The following is a 25,677-nucleotide window of genomic DNA, read 5'->3' as shown; positions in this document are numbered from 1 at the left end:
ACCGGCGGGGCCGGCCGGAGCGGGCGCTTGTGACCCCGCACCGCCCCCGGGCTCGTACGCTTGCGCGATGCCCCACGCCTCCGGCCCGAACGGCCGCTCAGAACCGCCGACGACAGAACCGTCGCCGAAAGAACCGCTGACCGCCGACGCGGTGACACGCATCGTGCTCCGCCCGATCGCCAGCCCGCTGCCGCTGGGCTTCTTCGCCCTCGGCATGGGCAGTACGGTCCTGTCCTCCCTCCAGCTCGGCTGGGTGCCGACCGCGCAGAGCGGCATCCTGCTGCTCCTGGTGCTCATCTTCGTCGTCCCGCTCCAGCTCGTCGGCGGCATCTTCGCCTTCCTGGCCCGCGACGCGGGGGCCGGGACCGCGCTGCTGCTCCTCGGTGCCGCCTGGGCCGGGACGAGCGTGACCTCCCTGGACTCCCCGGCCGGTGAACCGGTGGTCGCCCAGGCCGTCTTCCTGCTGGCACTCGTCCCGTTCGTGCTGGCGCTCGCCGGGGCGGCGGTGCAGTCGAAGCCCCTGTTCGCCGTCCTGCTCACCCTGACCGCCGTGCGCTTCGCCCTGACGGGTCTCTATGAGGCGGGGCTCGGCAACGCCCTCCAGGTCGCCGCGGGCTGGACCGGCCTCGGCATCGGTGTCTACGCGCTCTACGGCGGCCTGGCGCTCCTGGTCGAGGACAACAAACAGCGCACCGTGCTGCCGCTCTTCCGCCGGGGCAAGGCCCGCGAGTCCATCGAGGGCGACCTGCGCGAACAGCTCACCGAGGCGCAGCAGGAAGCGGGGGTCCGCCACCAGCTGTGAACCACGGGGTGTCCGGCGGATCCTGGCCGGGTCCGTCCCGCCCGGCACCGCCTGTCAAGGCGTTGGCCCGCCGGCCCCCCTAGTTGAAGATCACCGTACGGCGGCCGTTGACCAGGATGCGCCGCTCCGCGTGCCACTTCACCGCGCGCGCCAGCGCCTGGCACTCCACGTCCCGCCCGATCGCGACGAGCTGGTCGGGGGTCACGTCGTGGCCGACGCGCTCCACCTCCTGCTCGATGATCGGGCCCTCGTCGAGGTCGGCGGTGACGTAGTGCGCGGTGGCGCCGATCAGCTTCACGCCGCGCGCGTGCGCTTGGTGGTAGGGCTTGGCGCCCTTGAAGCTCGGCAGGAACGAGTGGTGGATGTTGATGATCCGGCCGCTCAGCTGCTTGCACAGGTCGTCCGAGAGGACCTGCATGTAGCGGGCGAGGACGACCAGCTCCACGTCCTCCTCGCGGACCAGCTCCAGCAGCTGCGCCTCGGCCTCCGGCTTGTTGTCCTTGGTCACCGGGCAGTGGCGGAAGGGGATGCCGTACGAGGCGGTGAGCTCGGCGAACTCCGTGTGGTTGGAGACGACGGCCGCGATCTCGACGGGCAGCGCCCCCGTACGGGAGCGGAACAGCAGGTCGTTGAGGCAGTGGCCGAACTTGCTGACCATCAGCACGATCCGCATCCGCTCCGCGGCCCGGTGGATCTGCCACTCCATCCGGAAGGCCTCCCCGATGGCGGCGAAGCTGGCGCGGAGCTTGTCGACCGTGACGGTGGCGTCCGCCGAGAAGTGGACCCGCATGAAGAACAGCCCCGTGTCGTGGTCCCCGAACTGCTGGCTGTCCTCGATGTTGCAGCCGGTCATGAAGAGGTAACTCGACACGGCGTGCACGATGCCCTGTTTGTCAGGGCAGGCGAGCGTGAGGACGTACTGCTCGGGCAGCGCGGTGTCCGAGGCGGCCTGGGGGGCGGTGGGCTGCGGTGCGGTCATCCTCGTAGGGTGCCACAGCCGCCGGGGGCTAGGCGGCTCTGGTCATGATGCGGATGACGTCCAGGGAGCGCGGCGGGATGTCCGGGTCCTCGGCGTCGTTGGTGGCGAGCATCACATGCGCCTCGCGGGCCGCGCGGACCGCCTCCGGCCAGCCGTGGTGCTCCAGATAGGCGGAGACGGGGGCGTCCGCGCCGACCTGGTGCATGATCCGCAGCACCCGCAGCGCGGCGGTGTCGACGGCGGCGGCCTCGGCGGAGTCCCTGAACATGGTGCCGACGTACTTCTCGGCGGACCAGTTGTCCAGCCAGGTGTCCTCGACCAGGCGGTACACGGCGTCGGTGACGTCCCCGTACCCCTCCCGGCCGGCGAGCCAGCACTCGTGGTGGAAGACGGGGTCGGAGAGCATGTGCAGCGCCGAGCGCACGTTGGTGCGCCAGCGCCACCACGGCATGTCAGTGAGCGGCATGACGCCCATGGTGGAGGAGCGACGGCCGCGACGGGAAGAGTTCTCCGAACCTTGCTGCACGGTCGTCGATCGTACGTTCCTTCCCGGAGGGCCCGCGCGGGCCCCCGCAATTCACCTGGGCGTCACCGAGCGTTGAAGACCGCACACCGTGGCGTTACGCCGGGCGCGGGAGCGTTGCTGTCCATGACCGGACGGAGACGTACCGCCTTCCCCTGCCCCTTCCAGTTCGTCATCGGCACGGTCGCGGCCGGGGCGCTGCTGCTCTCCGGCTGCGGTGCGCTCCCCGGCGGATCGGGGGGCGCCGGGGAGCCCGTCACCGTGATGACCTGGGCGCCCGACCGGGTGGACGACGCCGACGCGGTGACCATGCCGGGCGTCCCCGCGATGGCCAGGACGTACGCACGCTGGGTCAACGAGCAGGGCGGCATCGACGGCCGCGAGCTGCGGGTGATCACCTGCGACGAGCGCGACACCGCGGCGGGCGCCGAGCGGTGCGCCCGGCAGGCCGTGGACCGGAAGGTGGCCGCCGTCGTCGGCTCGTACAGCCGGCACGGGCAGAGCGCCATCCCGGTGCTGGAGTCCGGCGGCATCCCGTACATCGGCGGTTACGGCGCCTCCGAGGAGGAGTTCCGCAGCTACCTCTCGTACCCGGTCAACGGCGGCCAGTCGGCGCTCCTGGCGGGCCACGGCCGGCAGCTGGCGGGCGGCTGCGAGCGGGTCGCGCTGGTGCGGCCCGACTCGCTCGGCGGCGCCCGGATGCCGCAGCTCCTCAACACCGGGCTGCTCGCCGCCCACCGGCCCGGCTCCACCGACATCCTGGCCCCGGAGAACGCCACCTCCTACGACGAGCAGGCCGCCAGGGCGCTGGACCGGCGGGAGGGCGGCAGCTGTGTCACGGCGGTGCTCGGCGCCGGCACGGAGACCTTCTTCGACTCCTTCCGCCGGCTGGAGCCGGAGGGCGAGCGGGTCAGGGTCTCCTCCGTGCTCGGCAGCGTCAGCCAGCCGCTCATCGACCGCACGGGCGGCCCCAAGAGCCCGTTCGAGGGGGCCTACGTCACCGGCTGGTACCCGGACGCGGGCGACGCCCGGTGGAACGGGATGCGCGAGGTGATCCAGAAGTACGCCTTCGGGGACAACCGCATCGACCCGGACGACACGGGCGTGCAGACCACCTGGATCGCGTACACCGTGCTGCGGGCGGTCGTCGGGACGATCGACGACGACGCGGTCACCGCGAACAAGGTCACGTCCTCGCTCAACCGGGGCACCGAGGTCGACACGGGCGGTCTGACCCCGGTGCTCCGCTGGCGGTTCAAGGACCTGCTCGGCACCTCGCCCTACCCGCGCATCGTCAACGCGGAGGTGACGTTCCAGGTGGTCCGCAAGGGGCGGCTGATCGCCCAGAAGAAGGGCTTCGTGGATGTCGCGGAGGCCCTGTCGGACGCCCGGCGGACGGTCGGCTGACCCCACGCCCCACGGTCCGGGCGGTCAGCTGCCCCCACGGTCCGGCCGGTCGGTCCGGTCAGAGCTCCACGGGGGTGTGCTTGGTCAGGCCGTACTTCCCGGCGATCGCGTTCCACAGCCCGGAGGCCTCCTGCTTGGCCTTGGTCGCCACACCGCTCTGCTCGTTGGCGCGGGAGGTCTCGCGGGTGGACCGGGCCTGGCCGTCCTTGCAGACGTGCTTGCTCTTCTTCGCCTGCCGGGCCCAGGCGGCGTAGTGGTCGTCGGCCGCGGCGGACGCCTTCCAGGCCCTGGTGAGCGAGGCGTTGAGCGCCTCGTGCTGCGGCAGCCGGTCCAGGGTGAGCCCCTCCAGCCGGGTCACCAGGTCGCGGCGCTGCTGGGCGGCGCCCTTGAGGTCGGTGTCCGCCTGGTCCAGATCCTTGCAGGACTTGATCTTCTCGACCGCGCTGATCACCGCCGCACGGCTGTTGTTGCTGTCGGCGAGCAGCTTGTCCAGCGCTTCGGCCTGCGGCTTCGCGGGGTCGGGCGCCGCCTTCGTGGTGGGGGTGGTGACCGGTGAACTCTGCGACGCGACCGGCTGCTTGTCGTCCTTGGCCCCGTCGTCGCCGCTCATGCTCCACCAGGCGCCCGCGCCGAGCCCGACGACCGCGCAGCCGACGACGACCGCGGCGATGAGGGGGATGTGGGCGGAGCGCCTGCGGGGGGCGTCGCCGCCGCCGCCGTCGCGCAGGGGAGGCTCGGCGGCCCCGTCGTTGCCGCGCAGGCCCTGGAGCCCCGACTGGTAGCCCTGCGGCGCCTGGGGCGGCAGCTGGCTGCCGGGCCCCGGGTAGCCGTAACCCTGCTGAGGCTGCTGGGGCTGGTCGTACCGCTGCTGGGGCATCTGCGTCGTGGCGTCCGCGGGGCTTTCGGCGCGGAACAGGTTGTCGAACTCGGCGGGCGGCTGCCGGTCCTCCGGCGCGCCCGGCCTGATCCCGTACGGGGCTCCGCCGGGGACCGGGGGTATGTACTGCGTGGCGTCCGCGTCCCCGCCGGCCGGGACCGGCGCGATGTACTGCGTGGCGTCGGCGTCCCCGCCCGGAAGGCCTTGGCCCGCCCCGCTCCCGGCGCCCGCTTCCGGGGGGAGCGGCTGCGCGTACGGCTGGGGCTGCTGCTGGGGCGGGTACTGGTGGCCCTGCTGCTGCGGGTACTGCTGGTGCTGCTGATTCTGCTGGTACGGGTCGGAGTGCTGGGGCTGGTGGGACTGCTGCTGGGGCTGGTGCGGCTGCTGGTAGGCCCCCGCGCCACCCTGCCCGTACGCCTGGCCGTACTGCTGGTCCTGGCCCTGGCCGTACCGGTCCTGCCCCTGCGCGGGCGGCAGCGGCTGAGCCTGGGGCTGCTGGGGATACCCGTACGCGCCCTGCGCCTGGCCGCCCGGCTGCCCCGGGGCGTCGGACTGCGGCCCCCAGGGCCGGCCCCACGGCTGACCGCCCGCGGGCACGGTCTGCCCGGCGTCCGGCCCGCCCTGCCGCCCGCCCTGGCCTCCGGTGTGCTCCCCCGGGATCCAGGGGGCACCGCCGTCGGAGGGCAGCACGACACCTTCGTGCGCGGGCCGTCCAGCGGGGAGCTCCTGCTCGCCGCCCTGTCCGCTCTGCGTCACCGGGACTCCTACGTGTGAACCAACGGAATCGTCGGCTCACGCTATCGGGTGGCCGCCCGCCTCCGCCAAGCGCGTGGTCCCCCTCACCACCCCTTCACAGGGCGGGTAACACCCAGCACCCGCGGGACGCTGTTAAGGGCCGCCCCGTCACAAGGGCCCGGCGCGACCTCGCACGAAGCTCCGTACGGCCCTCGTACGAAGCCCCGCGCCGCCGCCCGCAGGTAAGCCCCGTGGAACCCCGCGCGGCCCCCGCACACGCCCCCGCCCGCACGCGGCCCTCCGCGCCCGTCCTCACGCCGCCTGGAGCTCCAAGCGCTCGCCGAACTCCCGTACCGCCGGCTCCTGTCCGTACGGCGCCAACCGCTGCTGGAGGTCGTCGAGATACTCGGCTCCCCGGCTGGAGCGCACCGTCCCGAGCAGCTCCATCGCCCGCGTCCCCGTGTGGCAGGCGCGCTCCACCTCGCGCTGCTGGACCTGGGCCGAGGCGAGCAGCACCAGCCCGATGCCCCGGCGCCTGGCCCGGGTCTCCGGCAGGGTGGCCAGCGCCTCCTTGGCCCGCTTGGCGGCCTCCGGCGCCTGGCCGAGGTCGCGGTGGCAGTGGGCCAGCTCGTCCGCGAGGTAGCCGTGGTCGAAGTGGGCGATCCAGTCCGGGTCGTCGCCGCTCTCCGGGTCGGCCTGCTCCAGCGCTGCGACGGCCCGCGCCATCACCACCTGGCAGGTCCGGGCGTCCCCGAGCAGCGCGTGGCCCCGGGCCTCCGCCGCGTAGAACATCGCCTGGGCGCGGGGGGTGACCTGGCCGCGGGCCCCTTCCTGGGCGGCGCGGGCGAGTTGGGCGATCTCGCGCGGGTTGCCGAGCTGCGCGGCGAGGTGGCTCATGGAGGCGGCCAGCACATAGCCGCCGTACGCCCGGTCCCCGGCGGCCTGGGCCAGGCGCAGCGCCTGGATGTAGTAGCGCTGGGCGAGGCCCGGCTGACCGGTGTCCACCGCCATGTAGCCGCCGAGTTCGGTGAGGCGGGCGACGGCGGCGAACAGCTCGCGGCCGACCTGTTCGCGGTACGCCCCCGAAAGCAGGCCGGAGACCACGCTGTTGAGGTAGTGGACAAGGACCGGCCGGACATGGCCGCTGCCGAAGCGGTGGTCGAGGTCGGTGAGGGCGGTCGTCATCGCCTGCACCGCCGCCACGTCCGCCATCCCGACCCGGGCCCCGGCCACCCGTTCGACCTGGGGGTCCTTGCCGGAGATCAGCCAGTCGCGGCTGGGTTCGACCAGGGCGGAGGCGGCGACGGCGGAGCCGGTGAGCAGATCGCGGCGGCCGACGTCGCTGCGCCACAGCTCGCAGACCTGCTCCACGGCTCCGGCGACGGTCGGCGCGTACTGGAGGCCCACGCCGGAGGCCAGGTTCTTGCCGTTGGCCATGCCGATCTCGTCGATCGTGACCGTACGGCCCAGCTTCCGGCCGATCGCCTCGGCGATGATGCCCGGGGCCCGGCCCCGGGGCTGTTGTCCGCGCAGCCAGCGGGCCACGGACGTCTTGTCGTACCGCAGGTCGAGGCCGCGCTCGGCCCCGACCATGTTGACGCGGCGCGCGAGGCCCGCGTTGGAACAGGCGGCTTCCTGGATGAGCGTCTGGAGCCGTTCGTTGGGCTGGCGGGCTACGAGAGGCCTTGCTGCCATATTTCCCCCTGGAACAGTCTGAAAATACCTGGATCAGCAGATACACGGATACGCGATGATCGATGGAAGGATCACTGCCCGTCACGTGCACAAGAAATGCGCATATTCCATCGGCATTCGGTACGGGCATGGCGAGTTGCCCGGCCCTGCAGGGTGCTACCCGCCCATCGATCCACCCCCTCACGCGCGCCCCCGCCCGTGCTCCGATGCGCCCCGCGTGCAGGATCGATGCACCGCGACCGGGTCGCGCGCGCCCGTAACCCCCGGTGGTGCCGGGAGTTGTGCTGATCGTGGAAGAGCCCATCGGAGTCACGGAAGCCGCACAGGTCCCTCAGCAGCGGGGCGAGCACCTGCTCGACGCCGCGGTGCGGTACGCGGAAGAGCGCCACTGGGACGTGTTCCCCGGCACCTGGCTGGAGGCGGTGGAGGGCGGCGAGCGCTGCTCCTGCGGCGCGGCCACCTGCCCGCTGCCCGGCGCCCACGCGGACCGGCCCGACTGGGCGGGCCAGGCGACCGGCAGCGGGGCGGCGGCCCGGCGCATGTGGTCCAAGCAGCCGCGCGCCTCGGTGCTCCTGCCGACGGGGCGCACCTTCGACGCGCTGGAGGTCCCGGAGTCGGCCGGGTTCCTGGCGCTGGCCCGGATGGAGCGGATGGACCTCACGCTCGGCCCGGTCACCTGCACCCCGGACCGCCGGATGCTCTTCTTCGTGCTGCCGGGCGGAGCGGGCAAGGCCTCCGAACTGGCGCGCACGCTCGGCTGGAACGCGGAGGCGATCGACCTGACCGGCCGCGGCGAGGGCCACTACGTCGCCGCCCCGCCGACCCGGGTCGGCGGCCGGGGTGCCGTGCAGTGGGCCCGTAAGCCCACCCACGTCAACCGGTGGCTGCCCGATGTGGACGAGCTGATCAGCCCGCTGGCGTACGCCTGCGCACGCGAGGCGGCGGACGCCCGCGCCCGCGCCTCGTAGCGCGGGCGGCGGGATGCGCGCGTCGCGGCCCGGCCCTGCAACAGGGGTGTTTCAGGGGAAGGTTGGACGGCACGCACCTCCCCCACGGTCTGCGAGGACGGCACCACGGGACAGGGCGGCCGAGCCACGGCGAACGCGGTTCCGGTAAGGCCTTTCGTAGGGTGGTCCCCACCTAGCGGGGATATCGAAAGGCTGTGCCATGCCGGATCAGGCAGATGCGCGTGACGTGACGGAGACGGGCGGGGCGCGGACCGCGCCTCCAGCTGTGCGCGTACAGGGGCTGTGGAAGCGGTTCGGCGAACAGGTCGCCGTCTCGGGGATCGATCTCGAGCTGCCGGCGGGCAAGTTCATCGGCCTGGTGGGGCCTAACGGAGCGGGCAAGACGACGACGCTCTCCATGGTCACCGGGCTGCTACGGCCCGACATGGGCACGATCGAGGTCGCGGGCCACGACGTGTGGACGGACCCGGTCGCGGTGAAGTCCCGGATCGGGGTGCTGCCGGAGGGGCTGCGGCTCTTCGAGCGGCTCTCGGGGCGCGAACTGCTCGCCTACAACGGGCGGTTGCGCGGGCTGCCGGGTGACGAGGTCGACAAGCGGGCCGCCCAGCTCCTCGACGTGCTGGATCTCGCGGGTTCGCAGAACAAGCTGGTCGTGGACTACTCCACCGGTATGCGGAAGAAGATCGGGCTGGCCGCCGCTCTCCTCCACAACCCGGAAGTGCTCTTCCTGGACGAGCCGTTCGAGGGCGTCGACCCGGTCTCGGCCCAGACGATCCGGGGGGTGCTGGAGCGCTACACCCGGTCCGGGGCGACCGTGGTCTTCTCCAGCCATGTGATGGAGCTGGTCGAGTCGCTCTGCGACTGGGTGGCCGTGATGGCGGCGGGCCGGATCAAGGCGCAGGGCACGCTGGCGGAGGTGCGCGGCGACGCGCCGTCGTTGCAGAACGCTTTCCTCGAACTGGTCGGCGCGGGCGGCCGGAACACCACCGGCGACTCCCTCGACTGGCTGGGCGGCACCCGATGAGCGTGCTGGACGCCCCCGTCACCGCCGCCGCCCCGGCCGCGCCGACGACGGGCCTGACCTCCGTCTTCGTACGGCTCAAGCTGACGCTCCTGCGCAACGGGCTCCGGCAGTCGTCCGGGCGCAAGGCGGCGTTCATCGTCTCCCTCGTCCTCACGCTGCTGCTCGCGGCGGGCCAGGTCCTCGGCCTCGTCCTGCTGCGGGGCAACGCGCACGCGGGCACGGTCGTGGTGCTGCTGACGGCGGTCGTGGCGCTCGGCTGGGCGGTGCTGCCGCTCTTCTTCCCGAGCGGCGACGACACCCTCGACCCGACCCGGCTGGTGATGCTGCCGCTGCGGCCCGAACCGCTGGTCCGGGCGCTGCTGGTCTCCTCGATGGTCGGGATCGGGCCGCTGTTCACCCTCTGCCTGGTGGTCGGTTCGGTGCTCGCGCTGGCACACGGGCCGGCGGGCGTGGTGTTCGCGGTGCTCGCGGTCCCGCTGACGCTGCTGCTCTGCGTGGCGCTGTCGCGGGCCGTCGCCACCGCCAACGTGCGGCTGCTCAACTCCCGCAAGGGCCGTGACCTGGCGGTGCTCAGCGGGCTGGTGATCGCGGTGGGCATCCAGTTCGTCAACTTCGGCGCGCAGCGGCTCGGCCAGGCCGGGGGCCTCTCGGCGCTGGAGCCGGCCGGGAACGTGGCGCGCTGGCTGCCTGGCGCCTCGGCGATAGCGGCGGTGGACGCGGCGTCGGACGGTTCGTACGGGGTGGCGGTCCTCCAGCTGCTGATCACGGCGGCGGCCCTGGTGGCGCTGGTGTGGATGTGGCAGCGGGGGCTGGTGAAGCTGATGACCGCGCCGGACGGGTCGACGCTGGCCGCCGCCGGGCCGTCCCGTAAGGAGTCGGGCCGCACGGGCCTGTCCGGGCTGCTGCCGGAGGGGCGTACGGGCACGGTCGTGCAGCGCAGTCTGCGGTACGTGGCACGGGACCCGAAGACCAAGGCCGCCTGGGTCACCGCGCTGGCCATCGGCGCGATCGTGCCGCTGCTCAACGCGCTCCAGGGCACCGGGTCGGTCTACTTCGCCTGTTTCGCCGCGGGGATGCTCGGCATGCAGATGTACAACCAGTTCGGCCAGGACACCTCGGCCTTCTGGATGGTGGCCCTCACCATCTCCTCGACCCGGGACGCGTACCTCGAACTGCGGGCGCGGGCCTGTGCGCTGCTGCTGATCACGCTGCCGTACACGGTGCTGGTCTGTGTGGTGACGGCGGCGGTGCTGGGCCGGTGGCAGGCGCTGCCGGGGGTGCTCGGCCTCTCCTTCGCGCTGCTGGGCGCGATGCTGGCGATCGGGGCGGTGGGCTCGGCGCTGTTCCCGTACTCGATCCCGCAGGAGGGCGCGTTCAAGAACGTGGCGCCCGGGCAGGGCGGGCTGGCGTGGATCTCCATCATCAGCGGCATGCTGGCCGCGCCGGTGCTGGCCGGTCCGGTGATCGCGCTGACGGTCTGGCTGCACATCGCGGACCACCACGACGCGCTCTGGCTCGTGGTCCCGGCCGGTGCGGTGTACGGGGCGTTCATCGGGTGGGCGGGGCTGCGCATCGCGGCACCGCGCACGGCGAACCGGCTGCCGGAGATCCTGACGGCGGTCAGCAAGGGCTGAGCGGCGGGGGTGTCAGGAGGTGTTACGGGGCGACCGGCTCCCGGTCGCCCCGGGCATCCTCGGCGAGCTGTTCCAGGAACGGCTCCACCGCCGCCCGCCACCCCTCCGGCTGGTCGTAGTGGACGAGGTGGCCCGCGTCGGCCACCTCGGCGTACTGGCCACGCGGCAGGACCCGCACCATCTCCTGCGCCTCGGCCCGCCCCAGCTCACCGTCGAGGCCGCGCAGCACGAGGGCGGGGCAGCGCACCTGCGCCAGCTCCTCCCAGTGCGCGTCGTAGACCCAGGTGGCGCGGGAGCTGAGCATCTGGCTGCGGGAGAAGACCGGGCGCCAGCCGTCCTCCTTCTCCGCCATCACCTCGGCGTAGAACTCGCCGCGCAGGGGGTTCGGCCGCTCCACCCAGGGATCGTCCTCGCCGAACCACTTCCGTACGTCGGCGAGGGTGGCGAAGGGCAGCGGCCAGGACTCGAACCAGTCGCTCCACTCGCGCTGCGAGGCCGCCCCGAGGGCGGAGGCCCGCATGTCGCAGATGACGACGGCCCGGACCAGATCGGGTCTCTTGGCCGCGAGCTGCCAGCCGGTGAGCGCTCCCATGGCGTGGCCGACGACAGTGACGGGGCCGAGGTCCAGCTGTTCGATCGCGGCCTCTGCGTCGGCGACGTACGCATCGCGGGTGTACGGGCCGTCGGCGGGCTTGTCGCTGCGGCCGTGGCCCCGCTGGTCGAGGCCGACCGCCCGGTACCGCTCGGCGAGCCAGCGGGCGGTGGGGGCCCAGTGGGAGGCCCGGCCCATCAGCCCGTGCAGCAGTAAGACGCCGGGGGCGCGGTCCGCTCCCGCACCGTCCGTCCCCGCACGCTCCTTGGGCGGGTCCGCGAACTCCCACGCCGCGAGGCGTACGCCGTCGGATCCGGTCACATCGATGCGCCGCACCATAGTCCTGGCACCCCCTTCTGGTCCTCGATCACCGTGGGTCCTCGATCGCCGCGCGGACGCGGGTCACCGCGTGGTCGCGCCACGCCAGACTATCGAACTCTTATTCGAATACAGGGATCCGCCGCTCAACACCCCACGTTCGAGTGACATGCGACGAGGATTGCCGTCAGCCGCCCGGGGGAGATCTTCAACGGGAGGCGGACCGCTCGGGGACAGGGGTCCGTGGGGAACGACCTTGAGAGCTCGGGGCTCCAGGTCGACCAGGGGGAGGACCGACCCCGGCGCCCTCGGGCGCCGGGGTCGACCGCTGTCCGTGACAACGATGGCGAAAGACGGTCGAGCGGTCACCGAACCATCCCTGACCAGGGCATCCGGGACCGTGGCAGCCACCGGACGGCGGACGTGCCGGTACGACGGGCGCATTCCCTGCTCCCTCCCCGACCATGCCGGCCGCATCCGGTCCGGCACCCTCAGGTCATATGCCTGGCTTCAGCCTGGCACGCCCCGGCCCGCCCCGCTGCGATTCCGCCCCATTCCAGCCGGCCCGGCACCACTCCGGCCCGTCCGGCGTTGGAGGACGGAACCCTCGGCCGGGGTGACCGGTGCCCCGACGTCCTCGGACCCCACACGGGGACCCGGAAACCGGCGCCGGAGGCGTCAGCGCTTGGCGACGAACACGTGCGAAGCGACGTCCGCGTCCAGCTCCGCCGCCTCCCCGCTGGACCCGACCAGCACCCCACCGGGCGACTCGGTCACGCTGACCACCGACCCGGGCTGGACCCCGGCCCGCCGCAGCGTGTACATCAGCTGGGCGTCCGTCTGGATCGGCTCCCCGATCCGCCGGACGACCACGGTCTTGCCCTCCGCGCCCGGGTCAAGCTCGGCCAGGCTCACCATGGAGTCGTCCAGGAACGGGTCGGCCTCCGCCTTCTCGCCCAGCTCCTCCAGGCCCGGGATGGGATTCCCGTACGGAGACTCCGTCGGGTGGCGCAGCAGCTCCAGCACCCGCCGCTCCACGGCCTCGCTCATCACGTGCTCCCAGCGACAGGCCTCGGCGTGGACCTGCTCCCACTCCAGGCCGATCACGTCGACCAGCAGGCACTCGGCGAGCCGGTGCTTGCGCATGACGCGGGTGGCCAGGCGCCGGCCCTCCTCGGTCAGCTCCAGATGGCGGTCCCCCGCGACCTGGACCAGGCCGTCGCGCTCCATGCGGGCCACCGTCTGGCTGACGGTCGGACCGCTCTGGTCCAGCCGTTCGGCGATCCGGGCGCGCATGGGCACCACGCCTTCCTCTTCCAGTTCGAGGATGGTGCGGAGATACATCTCCGTGGTGTCGATCAGTCCGGACATACGTGCCCCTCGATGCTGTGACTAGAAAACGTCGTGCGATGGCCCTGCACCAATTCTGACGCATAGCAACGACAACCGTGCCGCCCCGGCCCAAGACCGTGCGACGGACGCCGCCGGGCGCTATTGACAGGCCACTGGTCCAGACCGCAACGTGATCGGCGGCACAGCCATTCCCGCCTGGCAGAAACCCGTCGAAAGGGCCCCACCCGATGAGCGACAGCAAGCTGGCCGGTCAGTTCTTCGATGCGGCGATCGGCCTGCTCCAGCGGGTGCGGGACGAGGAGGCGGGCTCCATCGCGGCGGCGGGGGCGGCGATCGCGGACACCGTCGAGGCGGGCGGCCGGCTCTTCGCGTACGGCGCCGGGCACTCCTCCCTCGCCGCCCAGGACGTCGTCTACCGGGCGGGCGGCCTGGCCCTGATGAACCTGCTCACGGTGCCCGGCACCACCGGTGTTGACGTCATGCCCGCCACCCTCGGCTCCGCCCTGGAGCGGGTGGACGGCCTGGCCTCGGCGGTCCTGGACTCCAGCCCGGCGACCGCAGGCGACGTGCTCGTGATCATCTCGCTCTCCGGCCGCAACGCGCTCCCGGTCGAGATGGCCCAGAACGCCCGGGCCCTCGGGCTCAAGGTCATCGGCGTCACCTCGGTGGCGTACGCGGAGAACACCCGCTCCCGGCACACCTCGGGCGGCTTCCTGCGCGACCACTGCGACATCGTCCTGGACAGCAAGATCGCGATCGGCGACGCGGAGCTGACCTCCCCCGGCATCGAGGCCCCCTTCGCCCCCGCCTCCACCGTCGTGACCAGCGCGATCATGCAGTCGATGATGGCGGCGGCGGCCGAGCGGCTGGTGGCCCGCGGCGTCGAGCCGCCGCTCCTGCGCTCGGGGAACGTGGACGGCGGTCACGACTGGAACGGCCGGGTCATGACGGAGTACCGCGAGCGGATCTTCTACCGCCACTAGGCCCCTACGCACAGGTGGGCAGCGTCACCCGGGCCGTGAGCCCGCCGCCCGGGTTCGCCGTGGCGCCGACGTCCCCGCCGTGCGCCCGGGCCACCGACGCCACGATGGAGAGCCCCAGCCCGGCGCCCTCGCCGGGTGCGTGGCGGCGGGCCTGCGCACGGCGGAAGGGTTCGAACAGCAGCGGCAGGGCCGCCGGGTCGACCACGGGCCCCGTGTTGGCGACCTCCAGGCCGCCCGGCCCGACCCGGACCCGTACGGTCCCGCCGGGGTGGTTGTGGCGCAGCGCGTTGGCGACCAGGTTGTGCACGAGGTGGTCCAGGAGGACCGGGTCCCCCAGCACGCTCACCGGCCGGGCCGCCACCTCGACGGTGACCTCCCGCTCCGCCGCCTCGGCGGCCACCGCCTCGGTGACCGTGGCGGTGGTGGCGTCCAGGGCGACCCGTTCGCGCCGCCGCAGCCCCTCGTCGGAGACCGCGAGGAGCAGCAGGCCCTCGATGAGCTGCTCGCTGTTGTCGGCGGTGTCGATGAGCTTGTCCCGGATCCAGGCGACCTTCTCCGGCGGCGGGTCGTCGGCGAGCCCGATCTCGGCGGCGGCCCGCTGCACGGCGAGCGGGGTGCGCAGCTCATGGGCGGCGTTGGCGGCGAACCGCTGCCGGGCGGCGACCAGTTGCTCGATCCGGTCCAGCATCCCGTCGAAGGTGTCGGCCAGCTCCTTGAGCTCGCCGGGCGGGGCCTTGAGGGCGATCCGTTCGTGGAGGTTGGAGCCGGAGAGCCGGCGGGCCCGGGCGGTGATGACGCCGACGGGCCGCAGCACCCGGCCCGCCATCCACCAGGCGAGGGCGACGGAGAGCGCCGAGTAGACGGCGAGGGAGAGCGCGGAGACGGTGAGGAGCCGGCTGAGCGCGGCGTCCCCGGCGGCGGTGGAGACCTTCTGGACGACGGCGTACTGCCCGGGTTCGACGAGGGTCACCGCCAGGTCGGTGGCGGGCAGCGCGGGGCCGGCCGTGGCGCCCGCCCGGGCGGTCGGGACGGCCGGGGAGACGGCGGCCATGACGCTGCTGTAGAGCCCTTCGCTGACCAGCACGTAGACGAGCCCCATGAGCAGGACTCCGGCCAGCACCAGCATGCCGCCGTAGAGCGCGGTGAGCCGCGCGCGCTCGCTGTTCACCGGGCACCGCCGCTTCCGCCGCTCACCACGGGGCCGTCCCCGATGCGGTACCCGGCCCCCGGCACGGTCTCGATCACGGGTGGCGCGCCCAGCTTCGCGCGCAGCTTGGAGAGGGTGACCCGTACCGCGTTGGTGCGGTAACTGGTGTCCTCCTCCCATACCTCCTCGATCAGGTCGTCGCCGCTGACGACGGCGCCCTCGGCCCTCAGCAGGGTCTCCAGCACGGCGAACTCCTTGCGGGAGAGAGAAAGGAAGCGGCCGTCGCGGCAGACCTGGCGGCGGGCGGTGTCGAGGGTCAGCCCGGCGCGCTCCAGGACCGGTGGGAGGGCCGGGCGGGAGCGGCGGCCGAGCGCGAGGACCCGGGCGAGGAGTTCGTCGTACGCGAACGGCTTGGTCAGATAGTCGTCGGCACCGAGCCCGAGGCCGGCCACCCGGTCGCGGACGGTCCCCGCGGCGGTGAGCATCAGGATCCGGGTCAGCAGCCGCGCGCCGACGACTCTCCGGCACACCTCGTCGCCGTGCAGCCCGGGCAGGTCGCGGTCGAGGATCATCACGTCGTACGCGCCGAACCGGAGCTTCTCCAGCGCGGTCGGCCCGTCCGGGGCGACGTCCACCGCGACGGCGTCCCGACGCAGCCCCTCGGCGATCATCTCCGCCAGGAATTCCTCGTCCTCCACCACCAGCACGCGCATGGGCCCTGTGTACCCGAAAGCGATGTTTCGCCGGTGTAAGCACCGGCGCTGAGAGAAACGAAACCGCCTCCTCGCCCACGCTCGGTCCGTCCCCCACCGACGTCCCGAGGAGCCCTTCATGACCGCTCTCGCCACCCGGCGGCGCACCGTCGCCGCCGCCTGCCTGCTCGCCGCGACCCTCGTCCTGTCCGCCACGGCCTGCACGGACGACGGCGGCGGTGGCGGTGGCGGCGGGACGAAGGACAGCGGATCGGGCGCCACCACGGAGAAGACGGACGAGGACCAGGCGCTGGAGTACCGCACGTGCCTCCGCGAGCACGGTCTGAACATTCCCGAGCCCAAGCCGGACGAGAACGGTCTCGGGATGACCATCGACGGCGGGTCGAAGAGCCGGAAGGAGATGGAGAAGGCGTTCAAGGCCTGCCAGGGCAAAGCGGTCGGCGGTGGTCCCAGGGAGATGACCCAGGAGGAGAAGGACAAGGCGGTCGCCTTCGCACGGTGCATGCGGAAGAACGGCTTCGACATGCCCGACCCGAAGTTCGAGGGCGGTGCGGCGCAGGCCCTGCCGGCGCCGAAGCCGCAGGAGATGAAGAAGTTCGAGAAGGCCGCCAAGGCGTGCGAGAGCGAGGGCCGATGAGGCGCGGACGGGCCGTGGCGGCGGTCGCGGCGGTCCTCGCGGTGACGGCCGGGACGATCGCGGTCACCCAGCTCGGCGGAGACAGCGGTACGGACCCGGCGGGCGCGAAGAACGCCGGGCTGCCGCCGGCCACCGCCCCGGTCGAGCGCGGCGACCTGCGCGACAGCGCCCAGGCGGACGGCACCCTCGGCTACGACAAGCAGCGCAAGATCAACGCGGGCGCGGCGGGCACGCTGACCTGGGCCCCGCGCACCGGTTCGACCGTGAAGCGGAACGAGCGGCTGTACGAGGTCGACGGCCGGGCGGTCCGGCTGATGTACGGGTCGGGGCCCATGTACCGGACGCTGAAGCCGGGCGACAAGGGCCGGGACGTGGAGCAGCTGGAGCGCAATCTCGCCGCCCTCGGCTACACCGGCTTCACCCCGGACACCGAGTACACCGAGCTGACAGCGGCGGCCGTCAAGCGCTGGCAGAAGGCGAACGGCGTCAAGCGGACGGGCACGGTGGGGCCGCAGGACATCACGTTCGCCCCGGGGAAGGTCCGGATCAGCAGCGTGGAGGCGGCGGTCGGCGATCTGGCCCAGCCGGGCGCCCCGGTCCTCACCACGACCGGCTCCGAGCGCATCGTGACCTTCGAACTGGACGTGGTGGAGAGCCAGTTGACCAAGGCGGGCACGGAGGTGAGTGTCGATCTGCCGGACGGCACGAGCGCGCCCGGCACGGTCTCCTCGGTCGGCCGGACGGCGAAGCCCGGCAAGGACCCGCAGGACACCGGCCCGAAGGTGACCCTGACGGTCTCCTTCGACAAGCCGGACGACGTCGGCGGCTTCGACCAGTCACCGGTCACCGTGAACCTCACCGGCGAGACCCGCAAGAACGTCCTGACCGTCCCGGTGAACGCGCTCCTGGCCCTGCCCGGCGGCGGCTTCGGCGTGGAGGTCGTACGGAACAGCAAGGTCCGCGAGGTGAAGGTGGAGCTGGGCATGTTCGCGGAGGGCCGGGTCGAGGTGTCGGGCGGCGGGCTGAGCGAGGGCATGAAGGTCGGGGTGCCGAAGATATGAGCGGTACGCACGCGGTCGACGGCACGCACGAGCGCGGCGGCACGCAGGCGGGCGGCGGCACGCACCAGGTCAGCGGCACAAACGCGGTCGGCGGCACGCAGGCAGTCGACGGCACGCACCAGGTCGGCGGCTCGCACGCGGTCGAGGACGGGGCCACGGTCGTCGGACTCCGGGGCGTCACCAAGGAGTACGCGGGCGGGGTCACCGCCCTGCGCGGGGTGGACCTCACGGTGCGGGAGGGCGAACTCCTCGCCATCGTCGGCCCGTCCGGCTCGGGCAAGTCCACGCTGCTGCACATCGTCGGCACCCTGGACCGCCCCACCGCCGGCTCCGTCCACATCGCGGGCCACGACGTGGCGGCCCTGACCGACCGCCGCCTCTCCGCCCTGCGCGCCCAGCACGTGGGCTTCGTCTTCCAGGCGTTCCACCTGGTCCCGGGCGTCTCCGCGCGCGACAACGTGGCGGAGGGCCTGCTCTACTCGGGCCTCCCCCGCTCCGTACGCCGCCGCAAGGCCGCCGAGGCGCTGGACCGGGTCGGGCTCGCGGACCGCCTGGACCACAGGCCGCACCAGCTCTCGGGGGGCCAGAAACAGCGGGTCGCCATCGCGCGGGCGGTGGTCGGGGAGCCCGCCCTGCTGCTGGCCGACGAGCCGACGGGGGCGCTGGACTCGGCGTCGGGCGCGGCGGTGATGGAGCTGCTGCGGGACCTGAACCGGGAGGGGGCGACGATCGCGGTGATCACGCACGACACGGAGATCGCGGGGAGCCTGCCGCGCGCGGTGCGGATCAGGGACGGCGAGGTGGTGGCGGACGTACGGAACCCGCCTGCGGTCCCGTCGGCGGCGGCGGGGGCGGAGCTGTGAGCCGTACAGGCCGGGGACGGCTGAAGGCAGCCCGCCTGGGCCCCCGGGACGTCCTCCACGTCGGCTCGTCCGGCCTCCGCAGCCGCCCGATGCGGGTCGTCCTCTCCGCGCTGGGCATCGCCATCGGCATCGCCACGATGATCTCGGTGGTCGGCATCTCCGCCTCCAGCCAGGCCCAACTCCTGCGCGAACTCGACAAGTTGGGCACCAATCTCCTGGTCGCCTCGCCCGGCGACTCGATGTTCGCCGGAGAGGACGTACGGCTGCCCGAGGGCTCCGTCGGGATGGTGGGCCGGATCAAGGGGGTCCAGGAGGTCGGGGCCACCGCCGACCTCACCGCGACCGTCCGCCGCAACGAGCGGATCGACGAGGGCGATACGGGCGGGATCACGGTCAAGGCGACGACGGCCGGCCTGCTCCGCGTCCTGCGCGGCGAGGTGCGCAGCGGCAGCTGGCTCAACGCGGCGACCGGCCGCTACCCCTCGGTGGTGCTCGGCCATGTCTCGGCCGAACGCCTGGGGGTCACCAGGCCCGGACAGCAAGTGTGGCTGGGCGACCGGTACTTCACCGTCACCGGCATCCTCGCCCCGCTCCCCCTCGCGCCGGAGATCGAACGTTCCGCACTGGTCGGCTGGGAGGGCGCGAAGCGGCTGCTGGGCTTCGAGGGCCACCCGACGTCGGTGTACGAGCGGTCGGACGACGCGGCGGTGCAGGACGTACGCAAGGTCATGGCGGCGACGGTCGACCCGCAGAACCCGCAGAACGTGAAGGTCACCGACCCGTCGTCGGCCCTGCGCGCGAAGGCGGCGACCGAGGGGGCGTTCAGCAGTCTGCTGCTGGGGCTGGGCGGCATCGCACTGCTGGTCGGGGGCGTCGGCGTGGCCAACACCATGATCATCTCGGTGCTGGAGCGCCGGTACGAGATCGGGCTGCGCCGCTCGCTGGGCGCGACCCGGGGCCAGATCCGGATCCAGTTCGTCACGGAGTCCCTGATGCTGTCGGGCCTCGGCGGCCTGGCGGGGGTGGCGCTGGGCGCGGCGGCGACGGGGGTGTACGCGCACTCCGGCGGGCTGCCGTGGGTGGTGCCGCTCTGGGCGGTCGGCGGGGGCTTCGGCGCGACGCTGGTGATCGGCACGGTGGCGGGCCTCTACCCGGCGGTCCGGGCCTCCCGCCTCTCCCCGACGCTGGCGCTGCACGCGGCGTAAGGGCGCCTGGGGCCTGTCATCAGACTGCCGTCCGCCGCGCGACGGCGGTCTTACGGCAGGCCCCACAGGTGCGGTTCCTCCTGCCCGGACCGCACCCGGAAGGCTCTCTCAGGTGGCCGCCCGCCGCACCGCCTGCGCCAGGTCGACGGCGCCCGCGACCCGGGCCGCCACCGTCTCGGCGTACGCCGTGTCCGGGCGTTCGAAGGCGGCCCGGTTCGCCGCGCGGAGGAACGTCAGCACGCCCAGCGTCCGTCCCCGGCTCCGGAGCACCGTGCACAGGGCGTGGGCCGCGTCCGGGGGCCAGCGCCGCTCCACCGCCCAGGCCGCCGCCCCGCCGTCGGCCCCGGCGCCCGCGCTCGTTCGGACCGATCCGGTGCGCTCGGCGGCCTGGAGGGCGGGGTGCCCAGGGCCGTACCGGACGGGGATCGCGCCGCCCGCGACCAGCAGGCAGGGGCCGGGCGCGTCGGCGGGGGTCGCGGCCGTACGCACCAGGCGCTCGCCGCTCTCCGCCGGGGCGCTCTCCGGGCGGGCGCCCTCGGTGAGGTCGAGGAGTACGTGGTCGGCGAACCCGGCCAGCGCGAAGTCGAGGAGGGAGGTCGCCGCCTCCATCGGGTCCTCGCACTCGGAGACCGTACGCGCCGCCCGGTGCAGCTGACCCGCCCGGAACCGCTGCCGGTCCGCCTCCTGCTGCGCGAGCTTCCTGGCCGTCACATCCCGGAACATCCACCCCACCCCGAGCGGAACCGGCTCCTCCGTCAGCGGTGAGGCCAGCCGGAGGAACCCGCTGCGCCAGCACCGCCGCCGCTCGCCCTCCGCCGTACGCAAGGTCACCCACAGCTCGGCCGGCGGCCCCGGGGCGCCTTCGGCGAGCACATGCTGGAGGGCCGCCTCCAACTCCTCGACGCCCTGGACCACCAGCTCGCCGAGCGGGCGGCCCAGGAGCGTGGTGCGGCCGCCGCCGAGCGCGCGGGCGGCGTACGCGTTGACCACGGTCGGGCGGAGGTCGACGTCGACGAGCACCACGCCCCACGACGCGTCCTCCAGCAGCGCCTCGCTCAGCGCGATGGCCCGCTCCAGGTCGATCTGGGCGTGCACCTCGCTGAACGCGCAGTACACCCCGGCCGGCTTGCCGTCCCCGCCCAGCACCCGGGCGGACTGGGTCCGCACGAGGACCCGGCTGCCGTCCTTGCGCAGCAGCGCGAACTCGTGGACCTGGCGTCCCGGCGCGTCCATGGCGGCCATGAGCCGCCCCTGCACCTCGTGCGCGTCGGCCCGGCGGACCGCCCACCCGGCGAAGCCCGTACGCCCCACGGCCTCCTGGGCGGACCAGCCGAGGATGCGCTCGGCCTCGCGGTTCCAGTGGGTGACCACGCCGCCCGCGTCGAAGGCGCAGAGGGCGGCGTCCATGCCATCGAGGAGGGCGGCGAGCAGCTCGGCCCCGGGGCCGCCGCCGGCGGGCTCACCCTCGCCGGGCGCGGGCGGCTCGGGGCGCAGGGGCTCGCCCGTGCCGCCGCCGGCGCCCTCGTCCGGTCCGAGCGCGTCGGTGGTCCCGCTGCTCCTGGAAGCACCCACTCCGTACCCCCCGCAGAACGTGTCGGCCGTTTCCCCGCGCGTCACCGCGCGTATTGCTGCACGTCAGACCATTCAACTCGAACGTGACCCAGCGCACATCCCACTTCGCCAAATAAATGGGTTGAACGGCCGCCGGAGTCGCTCGTAGGCTTCCCAGCACACAGGAAAGGAGGTGTTCCGGAAGTGATTTCTCTTCGGACTCGTGAGGTGGCTGCGGGCTGACGCCCGTTGTCACGCACTTTCGCAGTGCATGGCCGGACGCCGGCCAATACCCAGCAGTCACCGACCCGCAGGCTCGCCGGTAAGTCCGGCCGGCTCCTCCGTGCACGGAGGACCCAGAGCCTGCGGGTTTCTGCGTTGTCCGGCTTCCCCGCCTGCTACGGGCAGAGCCGCTCGACCCTCCAGGCCCCGTCCTCACTGACGTACCGCAGCCGGTCGTGCAGCCGGTTGCCGTGCCCCTGCCAGAACTCGATGGCCTCCGGGACGACGCGGAAGCCGCCCCAGTCCGGCGGGGCGGGCACCTTCTCTCCCTCCGGATAGCGCGCGGCCAGCTCCTCGTACCGCTTGATGAGCTCCTCGCGGGAGGAGATCACGGTGGACTGGTCACTGGCCCAGGCGCCGAGCTGGGAGCCGTGCGGCCGGGTCCGGAAGTAGCCGACGGTCTCCTCGCGGGAGACCCGGGAGGCGGTGCCGGTGACGATGACCTGGCGGGCCATGGGGTGCCAGGGGAAGAGGAGCGAGACGTACGGGTTGGCGGCCAGCTCGCGGCCCTTGCGGGAGCCGTAGTTCGTGAAGAAGACGAAGCCCCGGTCGTCGTACTGCTTCAGCAGGACGGTACGCGAGGAGGGCCGGCCGTCCGGGGTGGCGGTGGAGACGACCATCGCGTTGGGCTCGTGGAGCACGCCGCCGACGGCGACCTGGCGGAACCAGCGGGCGAACTGGTCCATCGGGTCGGGGCTGAGATCGGACTCGGTGAAGTCCTCGGAGCGGTACTGCTCGCGCATGGCCGCGGGATCGGTGGTGGAATCGTCGGGAAGGGGTCCCGAATCTTCGGGGCGGGGTCCCGGGGAGGCGTCTGATGTGGGCACGGGACCATCCTGCCGCAGCGGACCGTCCTGCCGCAGTGGCGGAGTGTGCCCGGCGGGGAGGGCCCGTAACCACGCAGCGCCGAAATGGGGTCCTGTGCCGGATGTCACGCTTCCCCGCTCCGTGGGAACCCGCCAATATCTTGGGGCAGGCCTCATAGGGCCCTGGGGCCGCAGGAGCAGTCGCCCATCCGCCGCCGAACTGAGGGAGCCGCCTGATGTCCGACTTCGTACCCGGTCTTGAGGGAGTCGTCGCGTTCGAAACGGAGATCGCCGAACCGGACAAGGAAGGCGGTGCGCTCCGGTACCGCGGGGTCGACATCGAGGATCTGGTCGGCCATGTCTCCTTCGGCCATGTCTGGGGCCTGCTGGTGGACGGGGCGTTCAACCCCGGCCTGCCGCCGGCCGAGCCGTTCCCGATCCCGGTGCACTCGGGTGACATCCGGGTCGACGTGCAGTCCGCGCTGGCGATGCTCGCCCCCGTGTGGGGCCTGAAGCCGCTGCTGGACATCGACGAGGCGACGGCCCGGGACGACCTGGCACGGGCGGCGGTGATGGCCCTGTCGTACGTCGCCCAGTCGGCCCGCGGCCAGGGCGTGCCGATGGTGCCCCAGAGCGAGATCGACAAGGCGCAGTCCGTCGTGGAGCGGTTCATGATCCGCTGGCGCGGCGAGCCGGACCCGAAGCACGTCAAGGCGGTGGACGCGTACTGGACGTCGGCGGCCGAGCACGGCATGAACGCCTCGACGTTCACGGCCCGGGTCATCGCCTCGACGGGCGCGGACGTGGCCGCCGCGCTCTCCGGTGCGGTGGGCGCGATGTCGGGCCCGCTGCACGGCGGCGCCCCGTCCCGGGTCCTCGGCATGATCGAGGAGATCGAGCGTACGGGCGACGCGACGGCCTATGTGAAGGGCGCCCTGGACCGGGGCGAGCGGCTGATGGGCTTCGGCCACCGCGTCTACCGCGCCGAGGACCCGCGCGCCCGCGTGCTGCGCCGCACGGCCCGCGAGCTGGCGGCGCCGCGCTTCGAGGTGGCGGAGGCGCTGGAGAAGGCGGCCCTGGAGGAGCTGCACGCGCGGCGCCCGGACCGCGTGCTGGCGACGAACGTCGAGTTCTGGGCGGCGATCGTGCTGGACTTCGCAGAGGTCCCGGCGCACATGTTCACGTCGATGTTCACCTGCGCCCGCACGGCGGGCTGGTCGGCGCACATCCTGGAGCAGAAGCGCACGGGCCGCCTGGTGCGCCCGTCGGCGACGTACGTGGGCCCGGGCACCCGGAACCCGCGCGAGATCGACGGATACGCCGACATCGCGGACCTCGCGGGCTGAGTGCGGCGGGGCGGGGCCGGTGAATGTGCCGGTACGGGGTAGTCGTACCGGCACATCTGAGCGCATCCCTTGCGCGGCGCATCCCTAATGCGCATCTCCGACCGAGGAGGCCCACCGTGACCACCCTCCCCCCGCCGCGACCGACCCTGACCCTGTCCAGCACGGTGATCGAAGCCCCGGACGCGGCGGAGCTGGCGGACTTCTACCGCCGTCTGCTGGGGTGGGAGCCCGTGCAGGAGGAGCCGGACTGGGTGAAGATCCTGCCCCCGGGCGGCGGCGCGGGCCTGAGTTTCCAGACCTCGAAGCCGTACGTCCCCCCGGCCTGGCCCGCCTCCGCCGGCGACCAGCTGATGATGCTGCACCTGGACTTCGAGGTGACGGACCTGGAGGCGGGCGTGGCCCACGCGGTGGCGGAGGGCGCGACCCCCGCGGAGTTCCAGCCCCAGCACGACGTACGGGTGCTGTTCGACCCGGTGGGCCACCCGTTCTGCCTGTTCGTGAGCGACCAGGTCCCGGGCGGGACACCGGCGATCAGCCCCGAGTGGGTGGCGGAGCAGGCCCGGGACATCAGGACGCAGGACCGGGTGACAGCGGCGGACGCGGTGGCTCCGAAGCGGCCGGAGCCGGATGCGGCGTCGTAGCGTCGGGAGCGCGGGTTCCCGGCGCCGCTTCCCGGAGGACTGCTTTCAGGAGTTCCTCCACTCACGTTCGTATCCGCGAAGCGACTCTCTGCGGACAGCGTCGCGAAGCAGCACGCCGCAGGCCCGACGAACCGGCGCGACCAGCGTGGCACCCCACCCACGCGCACGGCGAGTCGTCGCTCGGGTCACCCCCGGTTCGGACGGATGACCTCGCGCGGGTCTCGTAGCCACACCTGCTGCCCCCGGTCGGTCACGGTCAGCCCGAACTGCTCAGCGTCGGGTCGCCCGACCGTCTCGTACTCCCACCAGACCTGTTCGATCTCCTCCCAGAGGAACCCGGGTCCGTACTGCCACACCTCCTCCCCGGTGGCGGCGGTCGCGGCGGCTCCGTCCTCGCGGGTCGCCCATACCTGGACGCCTTCGGGGGTGTTCTGGTGGATGAGGCGCACGCCGGGCAGCCGGGCTCCGGCGTACAGGGCGAAGCCGAGGTCGAGGAGGCGCGCGGGGTCCGGGCCGGCGGCACGGGCCCTCCCCTTGCCGTGGACGTCGTGGAGGTCGGGAGCACGGTGGGAGCGCATCGGCATGTACGTCGCCCCACCGCAGAACGGCCCGACCGCCGTGCCGTCGCCCTGGACATGGAGCTGGACCAGGGCCCCGGACCAGAACTCCCGGGCCAGCGGGGCCACAAGGATGCCGCCGGGTCTCACCTGCCGGAGGAGCGCGTACGGGACATGGCGCAGGGCGCAGGTGGCGATCAGCCGGTCGACCGGGCCCAGGCCGGGCCAGGGCTGCTCACCGTCCCCGACCCGCAGATGCGGCCGGTACCCGGCCTGCTCCAGCGCCTCCGCCGCCTGCCGGGCCACCCCAGGGTCCACCTCGGCGCTGTGGACCAGGTCGTCGCCGAGCCGCTCGCAGAGCAGCCCGGCGACGTACCCGGTGCCGGTGCCCACCTCCAGCACCCGCTGCCCGTCCTCCACGCCCAGCAGCCCGAGCATCCGGGCCACCATCGACGGCATCGAGTTCGACGACGTCGCCACCCCGGGCCCGCCCTCGGCTCCGTCGTCCAACTGCGTGACGACCGGCTCGTCGCTGTTGACCAGGGTTAGCCACGCATCGATCCCCACGACGGGCACACACCGGTCGGGCAACTGCCGCCAGACAGCGGCCGGGACGAACCGGCTCCGCGGCACAGCCTCGAACACCCGCCGCCACCGGGCATCCAGCAGCCCCCGGTCGGCAAGGTCCTGGACCAGGTCCGGGTAGGTGGGGATGTGCTGTGCGGTACTCACGACTGCGGGGCGTACTGGGGGCGACTGCCGTCCGGAGACGGCTTCGGCTCCTCAGGCGGCGTCCACGGCTTGTCCGACGGCGGACCACCATGCTTGCCGTCACCCATCGACTCGGTGCTACTGCTCATCATGCATCTCCTCTGTGCGGTGCGGTTGTTCAGTTCTCGACGCGGTGAACTCGGTAGATCCCGTACGGCGGGAAGAGGTCGACGCGACGCGGACAGCGGCCCTCGGCGCACTCCCGGC

The 25,677-nt window shown here is 73.1% G+C and carries 24 protein-coding genes; 12 read left to right on the top strand and 12 right to left on the bottom strand.

Features of this window, described 5'->3' with window-relative positions:
* Nucleotides 1–67: 67 nt before the first annotated feature.
* Entirely contained in the window at nucleotides 68–802 is a 735-nt protein-coding gene (locus D6270_RS19765; RefSeq protein WP_225976909.1) for a GPR1/FUN34/YaaH family transporter, read from the top strand.
* Between the two features lie 79 nt (nucleotides 803–881).
* Here the strand turns inward: D6270_RS19765 and purU are convergent, their stop codons facing one another.
* Together purU and D6270_RS19755 are read right to left on the bottom strand one after the other, a co-directional pair.
* Complete coding sequence (gene purU / locus D6270_RS19760) at nucleotides 882–1,781, bottom strand: formyltetrahydrofolate deformylase (protein WP_109164236.1); 900 nt, start codon at nucleotides 1,779–1,781, stop codon at nucleotides 882–884.
* Nucleotides 1,782–1,809: 28 nt separating this feature from the next.
* On the bottom strand, nucleotides 1,810–2,256 hold the full coding sequence (locus D6270_RS19755) for an SCO4402 family protein (RefSeq protein ID WP_109164237.1): 447 nt from the start codon (nucleotides 2,254–2,256) through the stop codon (nucleotides 1,810–1,812).
* Nucleotides 2,257–2,430: 174 nt separating this feature from the next.
* On the opposite strand from D6270_RS19755, the gene D6270_RS19750 reads away from it, so the two are divergent.
* Nucleotides 2,431–3,711, top strand: a complete 1,281-nt coding sequence (locus tag D6270_RS19750; protein ID WP_109164238.1) for an ABC transporter substrate-binding protein — start codon at nucleotides 2,431–2,433, stop codon at nucleotides 3,709–3,711.
* A gap of 58 nt (nucleotides 3,712–3,769) precedes the next feature.
* Here D6270_RS19750 and D6270_RS19745 read toward each other — a convergent pair whose 3' ends face one another.
* Together D6270_RS19745 and D6270_RS19740 are read right to left on the bottom strand one after the other, a co-directional pair.
* Nucleotides 3,770–5,344, bottom strand: a complete 1,575-nt coding sequence (locus D6270_RS19745) for a hypothetical protein (RefSeq protein WP_109164239.1) — start codon at nucleotides 5,342–5,344, stop codon at nucleotides 3,770–3,772.
* Nucleotides 5,345–5,635: 291 nt separating this feature from the next.
* Nucleotides 5,636–7,018 carry an NsdA family TPR-like regulatory protein gene (locus D6270_RS19740; RefSeq protein ID WP_109164240.1) on the bottom strand — a complete coding sequence of 461 codons (1,383 nt, stop codon included), beginning with the start codon at nucleotides 7,016–7,018 and terminating at the stop codon, nucleotides 5,636–5,638.
* Between the two features lie 281 nt (nucleotides 7,019–7,299).
* On the opposite strand from D6270_RS19740, the gene D6270_RS19735 reads away from it, so the two are divergent.
* The 3 genes from D6270_RS19735 to D6270_RS19725 all read left to right on the top strand — a co-directional run bounded on the left by D6270_RS19735 (nucleotide 7,300) and on the right by D6270_RS19725 (nucleotide 10,644).
* Nucleotides 7,300–7,986 carry a bifunctional DNA primase/polymerase gene (locus tag D6270_RS19735; RefSeq protein WP_109164241.1) on the top strand — a complete coding sequence of 229 codons (687 nt, stop codon included), beginning with the start codon at nucleotides 7,300–7,302 and terminating at the stop codon, nucleotides 7,984–7,986.
* Nucleotides 7,987–8,185: 199 nt separating this feature from the next.
* Nucleotides 8,186–9,010: an ABC transporter ATP-binding protein gene (locus D6270_RS19730; protein ID WP_109164242.1), complete on the top strand. Its 825-nt coding sequence runs from the start codon at nucleotides 8,186–8,188 to the stop codon at nucleotides 9,008–9,010.
* The gene (locus D6270_RS19725; RefSeq protein ID WP_109164243.1) at nucleotides 9,007–10,644 is read left to right on the top strand and encodes a transporter; all 1,638 of its coding nucleotides are present in this window, start codon (nucleotides 9,007–9,009) and stop codon (nucleotides 10,642–10,644) included. The genes D6270_RS19730 and D6270_RS19725 overlap by 4 nt, the downstream gene beginning before the upstream one ends.
* Nucleotides 10,645–10,666: 22 nt before the next feature.
* On the opposite strand, the gene D6270_RS19720 is transcribed toward D6270_RS19725, so the two are convergent.
* Together D6270_RS19720 and D6270_RS19715 are read right to left on the bottom strand one after the other, a co-directional pair.
* The gene (locus D6270_RS19720) at nucleotides 10,667–11,575 is read right to left on the bottom strand and encodes an alpha/beta fold hydrolase (protein WP_109164244.1); all 909 of its coding nucleotides are present in this window, start codon (nucleotides 11,573–11,575) and stop codon (nucleotides 10,667–10,669) included.
* Between the two features lie 657 nt (nucleotides 11,576–12,232).
* Complete coding sequence (locus D6270_RS19715; protein WP_109164245.1) at nucleotides 12,233–12,925, bottom strand: iron-dependent transcriptional repressor DtxR; 693 nt, start codon at nucleotides 12,923–12,925, stop codon at nucleotides 12,233–12,235.
* A gap of 209 nt (nucleotides 12,926–13,134) precedes the next feature.
* On the opposite strand from D6270_RS19715, the gene D6270_RS19710 reads away from it, so the two are divergent.
* Entirely contained in the window at nucleotides 13,135–13,890 is a 756-nt protein-coding gene (locus D6270_RS19710) for an SIS domain-containing protein (protein WP_109164246.1), read from the top strand.
* A 4-nt stretch (nucleotides 13,891–13,894) separates the two neighbouring features.
* On the opposite strand, the gene D6270_RS19705 is transcribed toward D6270_RS19710, so the two are convergent.
* Nucleotides 13,895–15,058 (bottom strand): sensor histidine kinase, encoded by a 1,164-nt coding sequence (locus D6270_RS19705; RefSeq protein WP_109164247.1) that lies wholly within the window; start codon nucleotides 15,056–15,058, stop codon nucleotides 13,895–13,897.
* Nucleotides 15,055–15,750 carry a response regulator transcription factor gene (locus D6270_RS19700; protein WP_109164248.1) on the bottom strand — a complete coding sequence of 232 codons (696 nt, stop codon included), beginning with the start codon at nucleotides 15,748–15,750 and terminating at the stop codon, nucleotides 15,055–15,057. The genes D6270_RS19705 and D6270_RS19700 overlap by 4 nt, the downstream gene beginning before the upstream one ends.
* 118 nt (nucleotides 15,751–15,868) lie before the next feature.
* Here D6270_RS19700 and D6270_RS19695 point away from each other — a divergent pair, with 118 nt between their 5' ends.
* The 4 genes from D6270_RS19695 to D6270_RS19680 are packed head-to-tail and all read left to right on the top strand — an operon-like array spanning nucleotide 15,869 to nucleotide 19,516.
* Nucleotides 15,869–16,387 carry a hypothetical protein gene (locus D6270_RS19695; RefSeq protein WP_109164249.1) on the top strand — a complete coding sequence of 173 codons (519 nt, stop codon included), beginning with the start codon at nucleotides 15,869–15,871 and terminating at the stop codon, nucleotides 16,385–16,387.
* Complete coding sequence (locus tag D6270_RS19690; protein ID WP_204117083.1) at nucleotides 16,384–17,448, top strand: efflux RND transporter periplasmic adaptor subunit; 1,065 nt, start codon at nucleotides 16,384–16,386, stop codon at nucleotides 17,446–17,448. Before D6270_RS19695 ends, D6270_RS19690 begins: the two co-directional genes overlap by 4 nt.
* Entirely contained in the window at nucleotides 17,445–18,311 is an 867-nt protein-coding gene (locus D6270_RS19685) for an ABC transporter ATP-binding protein (RefSeq protein WP_225976908.1), read from the top strand. The genes D6270_RS19690 and D6270_RS19685 overlap by 4 nt, the downstream gene beginning before the upstream one ends.
* On the top strand, nucleotides 18,308–19,516 hold the full coding sequence (locus D6270_RS19680) for an ABC transporter permease (protein WP_109164251.1): 1,209 nt from the start codon (nucleotides 18,308–18,310) through the stop codon (nucleotides 19,514–19,516). The genes D6270_RS19685 and D6270_RS19680 overlap by 4 nt, the downstream gene beginning before the upstream one ends.
* A gap of 108 nt (nucleotides 19,517–19,624) precedes the next feature.
* Here D6270_RS19680 and D6270_RS19675 read toward each other — a convergent pair whose 3' ends face one another.
* On the bottom strand, nucleotides 19,625–21,088 hold the full coding sequence (locus D6270_RS19675; RefSeq protein ID WP_109164252.1) for a PAS domain S-box protein: 1,464 nt from the start codon (nucleotides 21,086–21,088) through the stop codon (nucleotides 19,625–19,627).
* Between the two features lie 377 nt (nucleotides 21,089–21,465).
* Nucleotides 21,466–22,092 (bottom strand): pyridoxamine 5'-phosphate oxidase, encoded by a 627-nt coding sequence (gene pdxH, locus D6270_RS19670; RefSeq protein WP_109164253.1) that lies wholly within the window; start codon nucleotides 22,090–22,092, stop codon nucleotides 21,466–21,468.
* 299 nt (nucleotides 22,093–22,391) lie between these two features.
* On the opposite strand from pdxH, the gene D6270_RS19665 reads away from it, so the two are divergent.
* Both D6270_RS19665 and D6270_RS19660 read left to right on the top strand, forming a co-directional pair.
* Nucleotides 22,392–23,501 carry a citrate synthase 2 gene (locus D6270_RS19665; protein ID WP_109164254.1) on the top strand — a complete coding sequence of 370 codons (1,110 nt, stop codon included), beginning with the start codon at nucleotides 22,392–22,394 and terminating at the stop codon, nucleotides 23,499–23,501.
* 116 nt (nucleotides 23,502–23,617) lie between these two features.
* Nucleotides 23,618–24,142, top strand: a complete 525-nt coding sequence (locus D6270_RS19660; RefSeq protein WP_109164255.1) for a VOC family protein — start codon at nucleotides 23,618–23,620, stop codon at nucleotides 24,140–24,142.
* Nucleotides 24,143–24,327: 185 nt separating this feature from the next.
* On the opposite strand, the gene D6270_RS19655 is transcribed toward D6270_RS19660, so the two are convergent.
* Nucleotides 24,328–25,431, bottom strand: coding sequence for a methyltransferase domain-containing protein (locus D6270_RS19655; RefSeq protein WP_109164256.1), 1,104 nt, complete (start codon nucleotides 25,429–25,431; stop codon nucleotides 24,328–24,330).
* The gene (locus D6270_RS33680; RefSeq protein ID WP_264081516.1) at nucleotides 25,428–25,559 is read right to left on the bottom strand and encodes a hypothetical protein; all 132 of its coding nucleotides are present in this window, start codon (nucleotides 25,557–25,559) and stop codon (nucleotides 25,428–25,430) included. The genes D6270_RS19655 and D6270_RS33680 overlap by 4 nt, the downstream gene beginning before the upstream one ends.
* Nucleotides 25,560–25,677 lie beyond the last annotated feature (118 nt).

Source organism: Streptomyces griseus subsp. griseus (genome assembly GCF_003610995.1).
Lineage (GTDB): Bacteria > Actinomycetota > Actinomycetes > Streptomycetales > Streptomycetaceae > Streptomyces.
The sequence above is the reverse complement of the archived record's forward strand: the minus strand, read 5'-3'. Positions and strand labels throughout refer to the sequence as shown.

What these genes read in the sequence shown, in the direction of transcription:
- D6270_RS19765 (WP_225976909.1), top strand. Translation starts at nt 68, where the DNA reads ATGCCCCACGCCTCCGGCCCGAACGGCCGCTCAGAACCGCCGACGACA.
- purU (WP_109164236.1), bottom strand. Translation starts at nt 1,781, where the DNA reads ATGACCGCACCGCAGCCCACCGCCCCCCAGGCCGCCTCGGACACCGCG.
- D6270_RS19755 (WP_109164237.1), bottom strand. Translation starts at nt 2,256, where the DNA reads ATGGGCGTCATGCCGCTCACTGACATGCCGTGGTGGCGCTGGCGCACC.
- D6270_RS19750 (WP_109164238.1), top strand. Translation starts at nt 2,431, where the DNA reads ATGACCGGACGGAGACGTACCGCCTTCCCCTGCCCCTTCCAGTTCGTC.
- D6270_RS19740 (WP_109164240.1), bottom strand. Translation starts at nt 7,018, where the DNA reads ATGGCAGCAAGGCCTCTCGTAGCCCGCCAGCCCAACGAACGGCTCCAG.
- D6270_RS19730 (WP_109164242.1), top strand. Translation starts at nt 8,186, where the DNA reads ATGCCGGATCAGGCAGATGCGCGTGACGTGACGGAGACGGGCGGGGCG.
- D6270_RS19725 (WP_109164243.1), top strand. Translation starts at nt 9,007, where the DNA reads ATGAGCGTGCTGGACGCCCCCGTCACCGCCGCCGCCCCGGCCGCGCCG.
- D6270_RS19720 (WP_109164244.1), bottom strand. Translation starts at nt 11,575, where the DNA reads ATGGTGCGGCGCATCGATGTGACCGGATCCGACGGCGTACGCCTCGCG.
- D6270_RS19715 (WP_109164245.1), bottom strand. Translation starts at nt 12,925, where the DNA reads ATGTCCGGACTGATCGACACCACGGAGATGTATCTCCGCACCATCCTC.
- D6270_RS19710 (WP_109164246.1), top strand. Translation starts at nt 13,135, where the DNA reads ATGAGCGACAGCAAGCTGGCCGGTCAGTTCTTCGATGCGGCGATCGGC.
- D6270_RS19700 (WP_109164248.1), bottom strand. Translation starts at nt 15,750, where the DNA reads ATGCGCGTGCTGGTGGTGGAGGACGAGGAATTCCTGGCGGAGATGATC.
- D6270_RS19695 (WP_109164249.1), top strand. Translation starts at nt 15,869, where the DNA reads ATGACCGCTCTCGCCACCCGGCGGCGCACCGTCGCCGCCGCCTGCCTG.
- D6270_RS19690 (WP_204117083.1), top strand. Translation starts at nt 16,384, where the DNA reads ATGAGGCGCGGACGGGCCGTGGCGGCGGTCGCGGCGGTCCTCGCGGTG.
- D6270_RS19685 (WP_225976908.1), top strand. Translation starts at nt 17,445, where the DNA reads ATGAGCGGTACGCACGCGGTCGACGGCACGCACGAGCGCGGCGGCACG.
- pdxH (WP_109164253.1), bottom strand. Translation starts at nt 22,092, where the DNA reads ATGCGCGAGCAGTACCGCTCCGAGGACTTCACCGAGTCCGATCTCAGC.
- D6270_RS19665 (WP_109164254.1), top strand. Translation starts at nt 22,392, where the DNA reads ATGTCCGACTTCGTACCCGGTCTTGAGGGAGTCGTCGCGTTCGAAACG.
- D6270_RS33680 (WP_264081516.1), bottom strand. Translation starts at nt 25,559, where the DNA reads ATGAGCAGTAGCACCGAGTCGATGGGTGACGGCAAGCATGGTGGTCCG.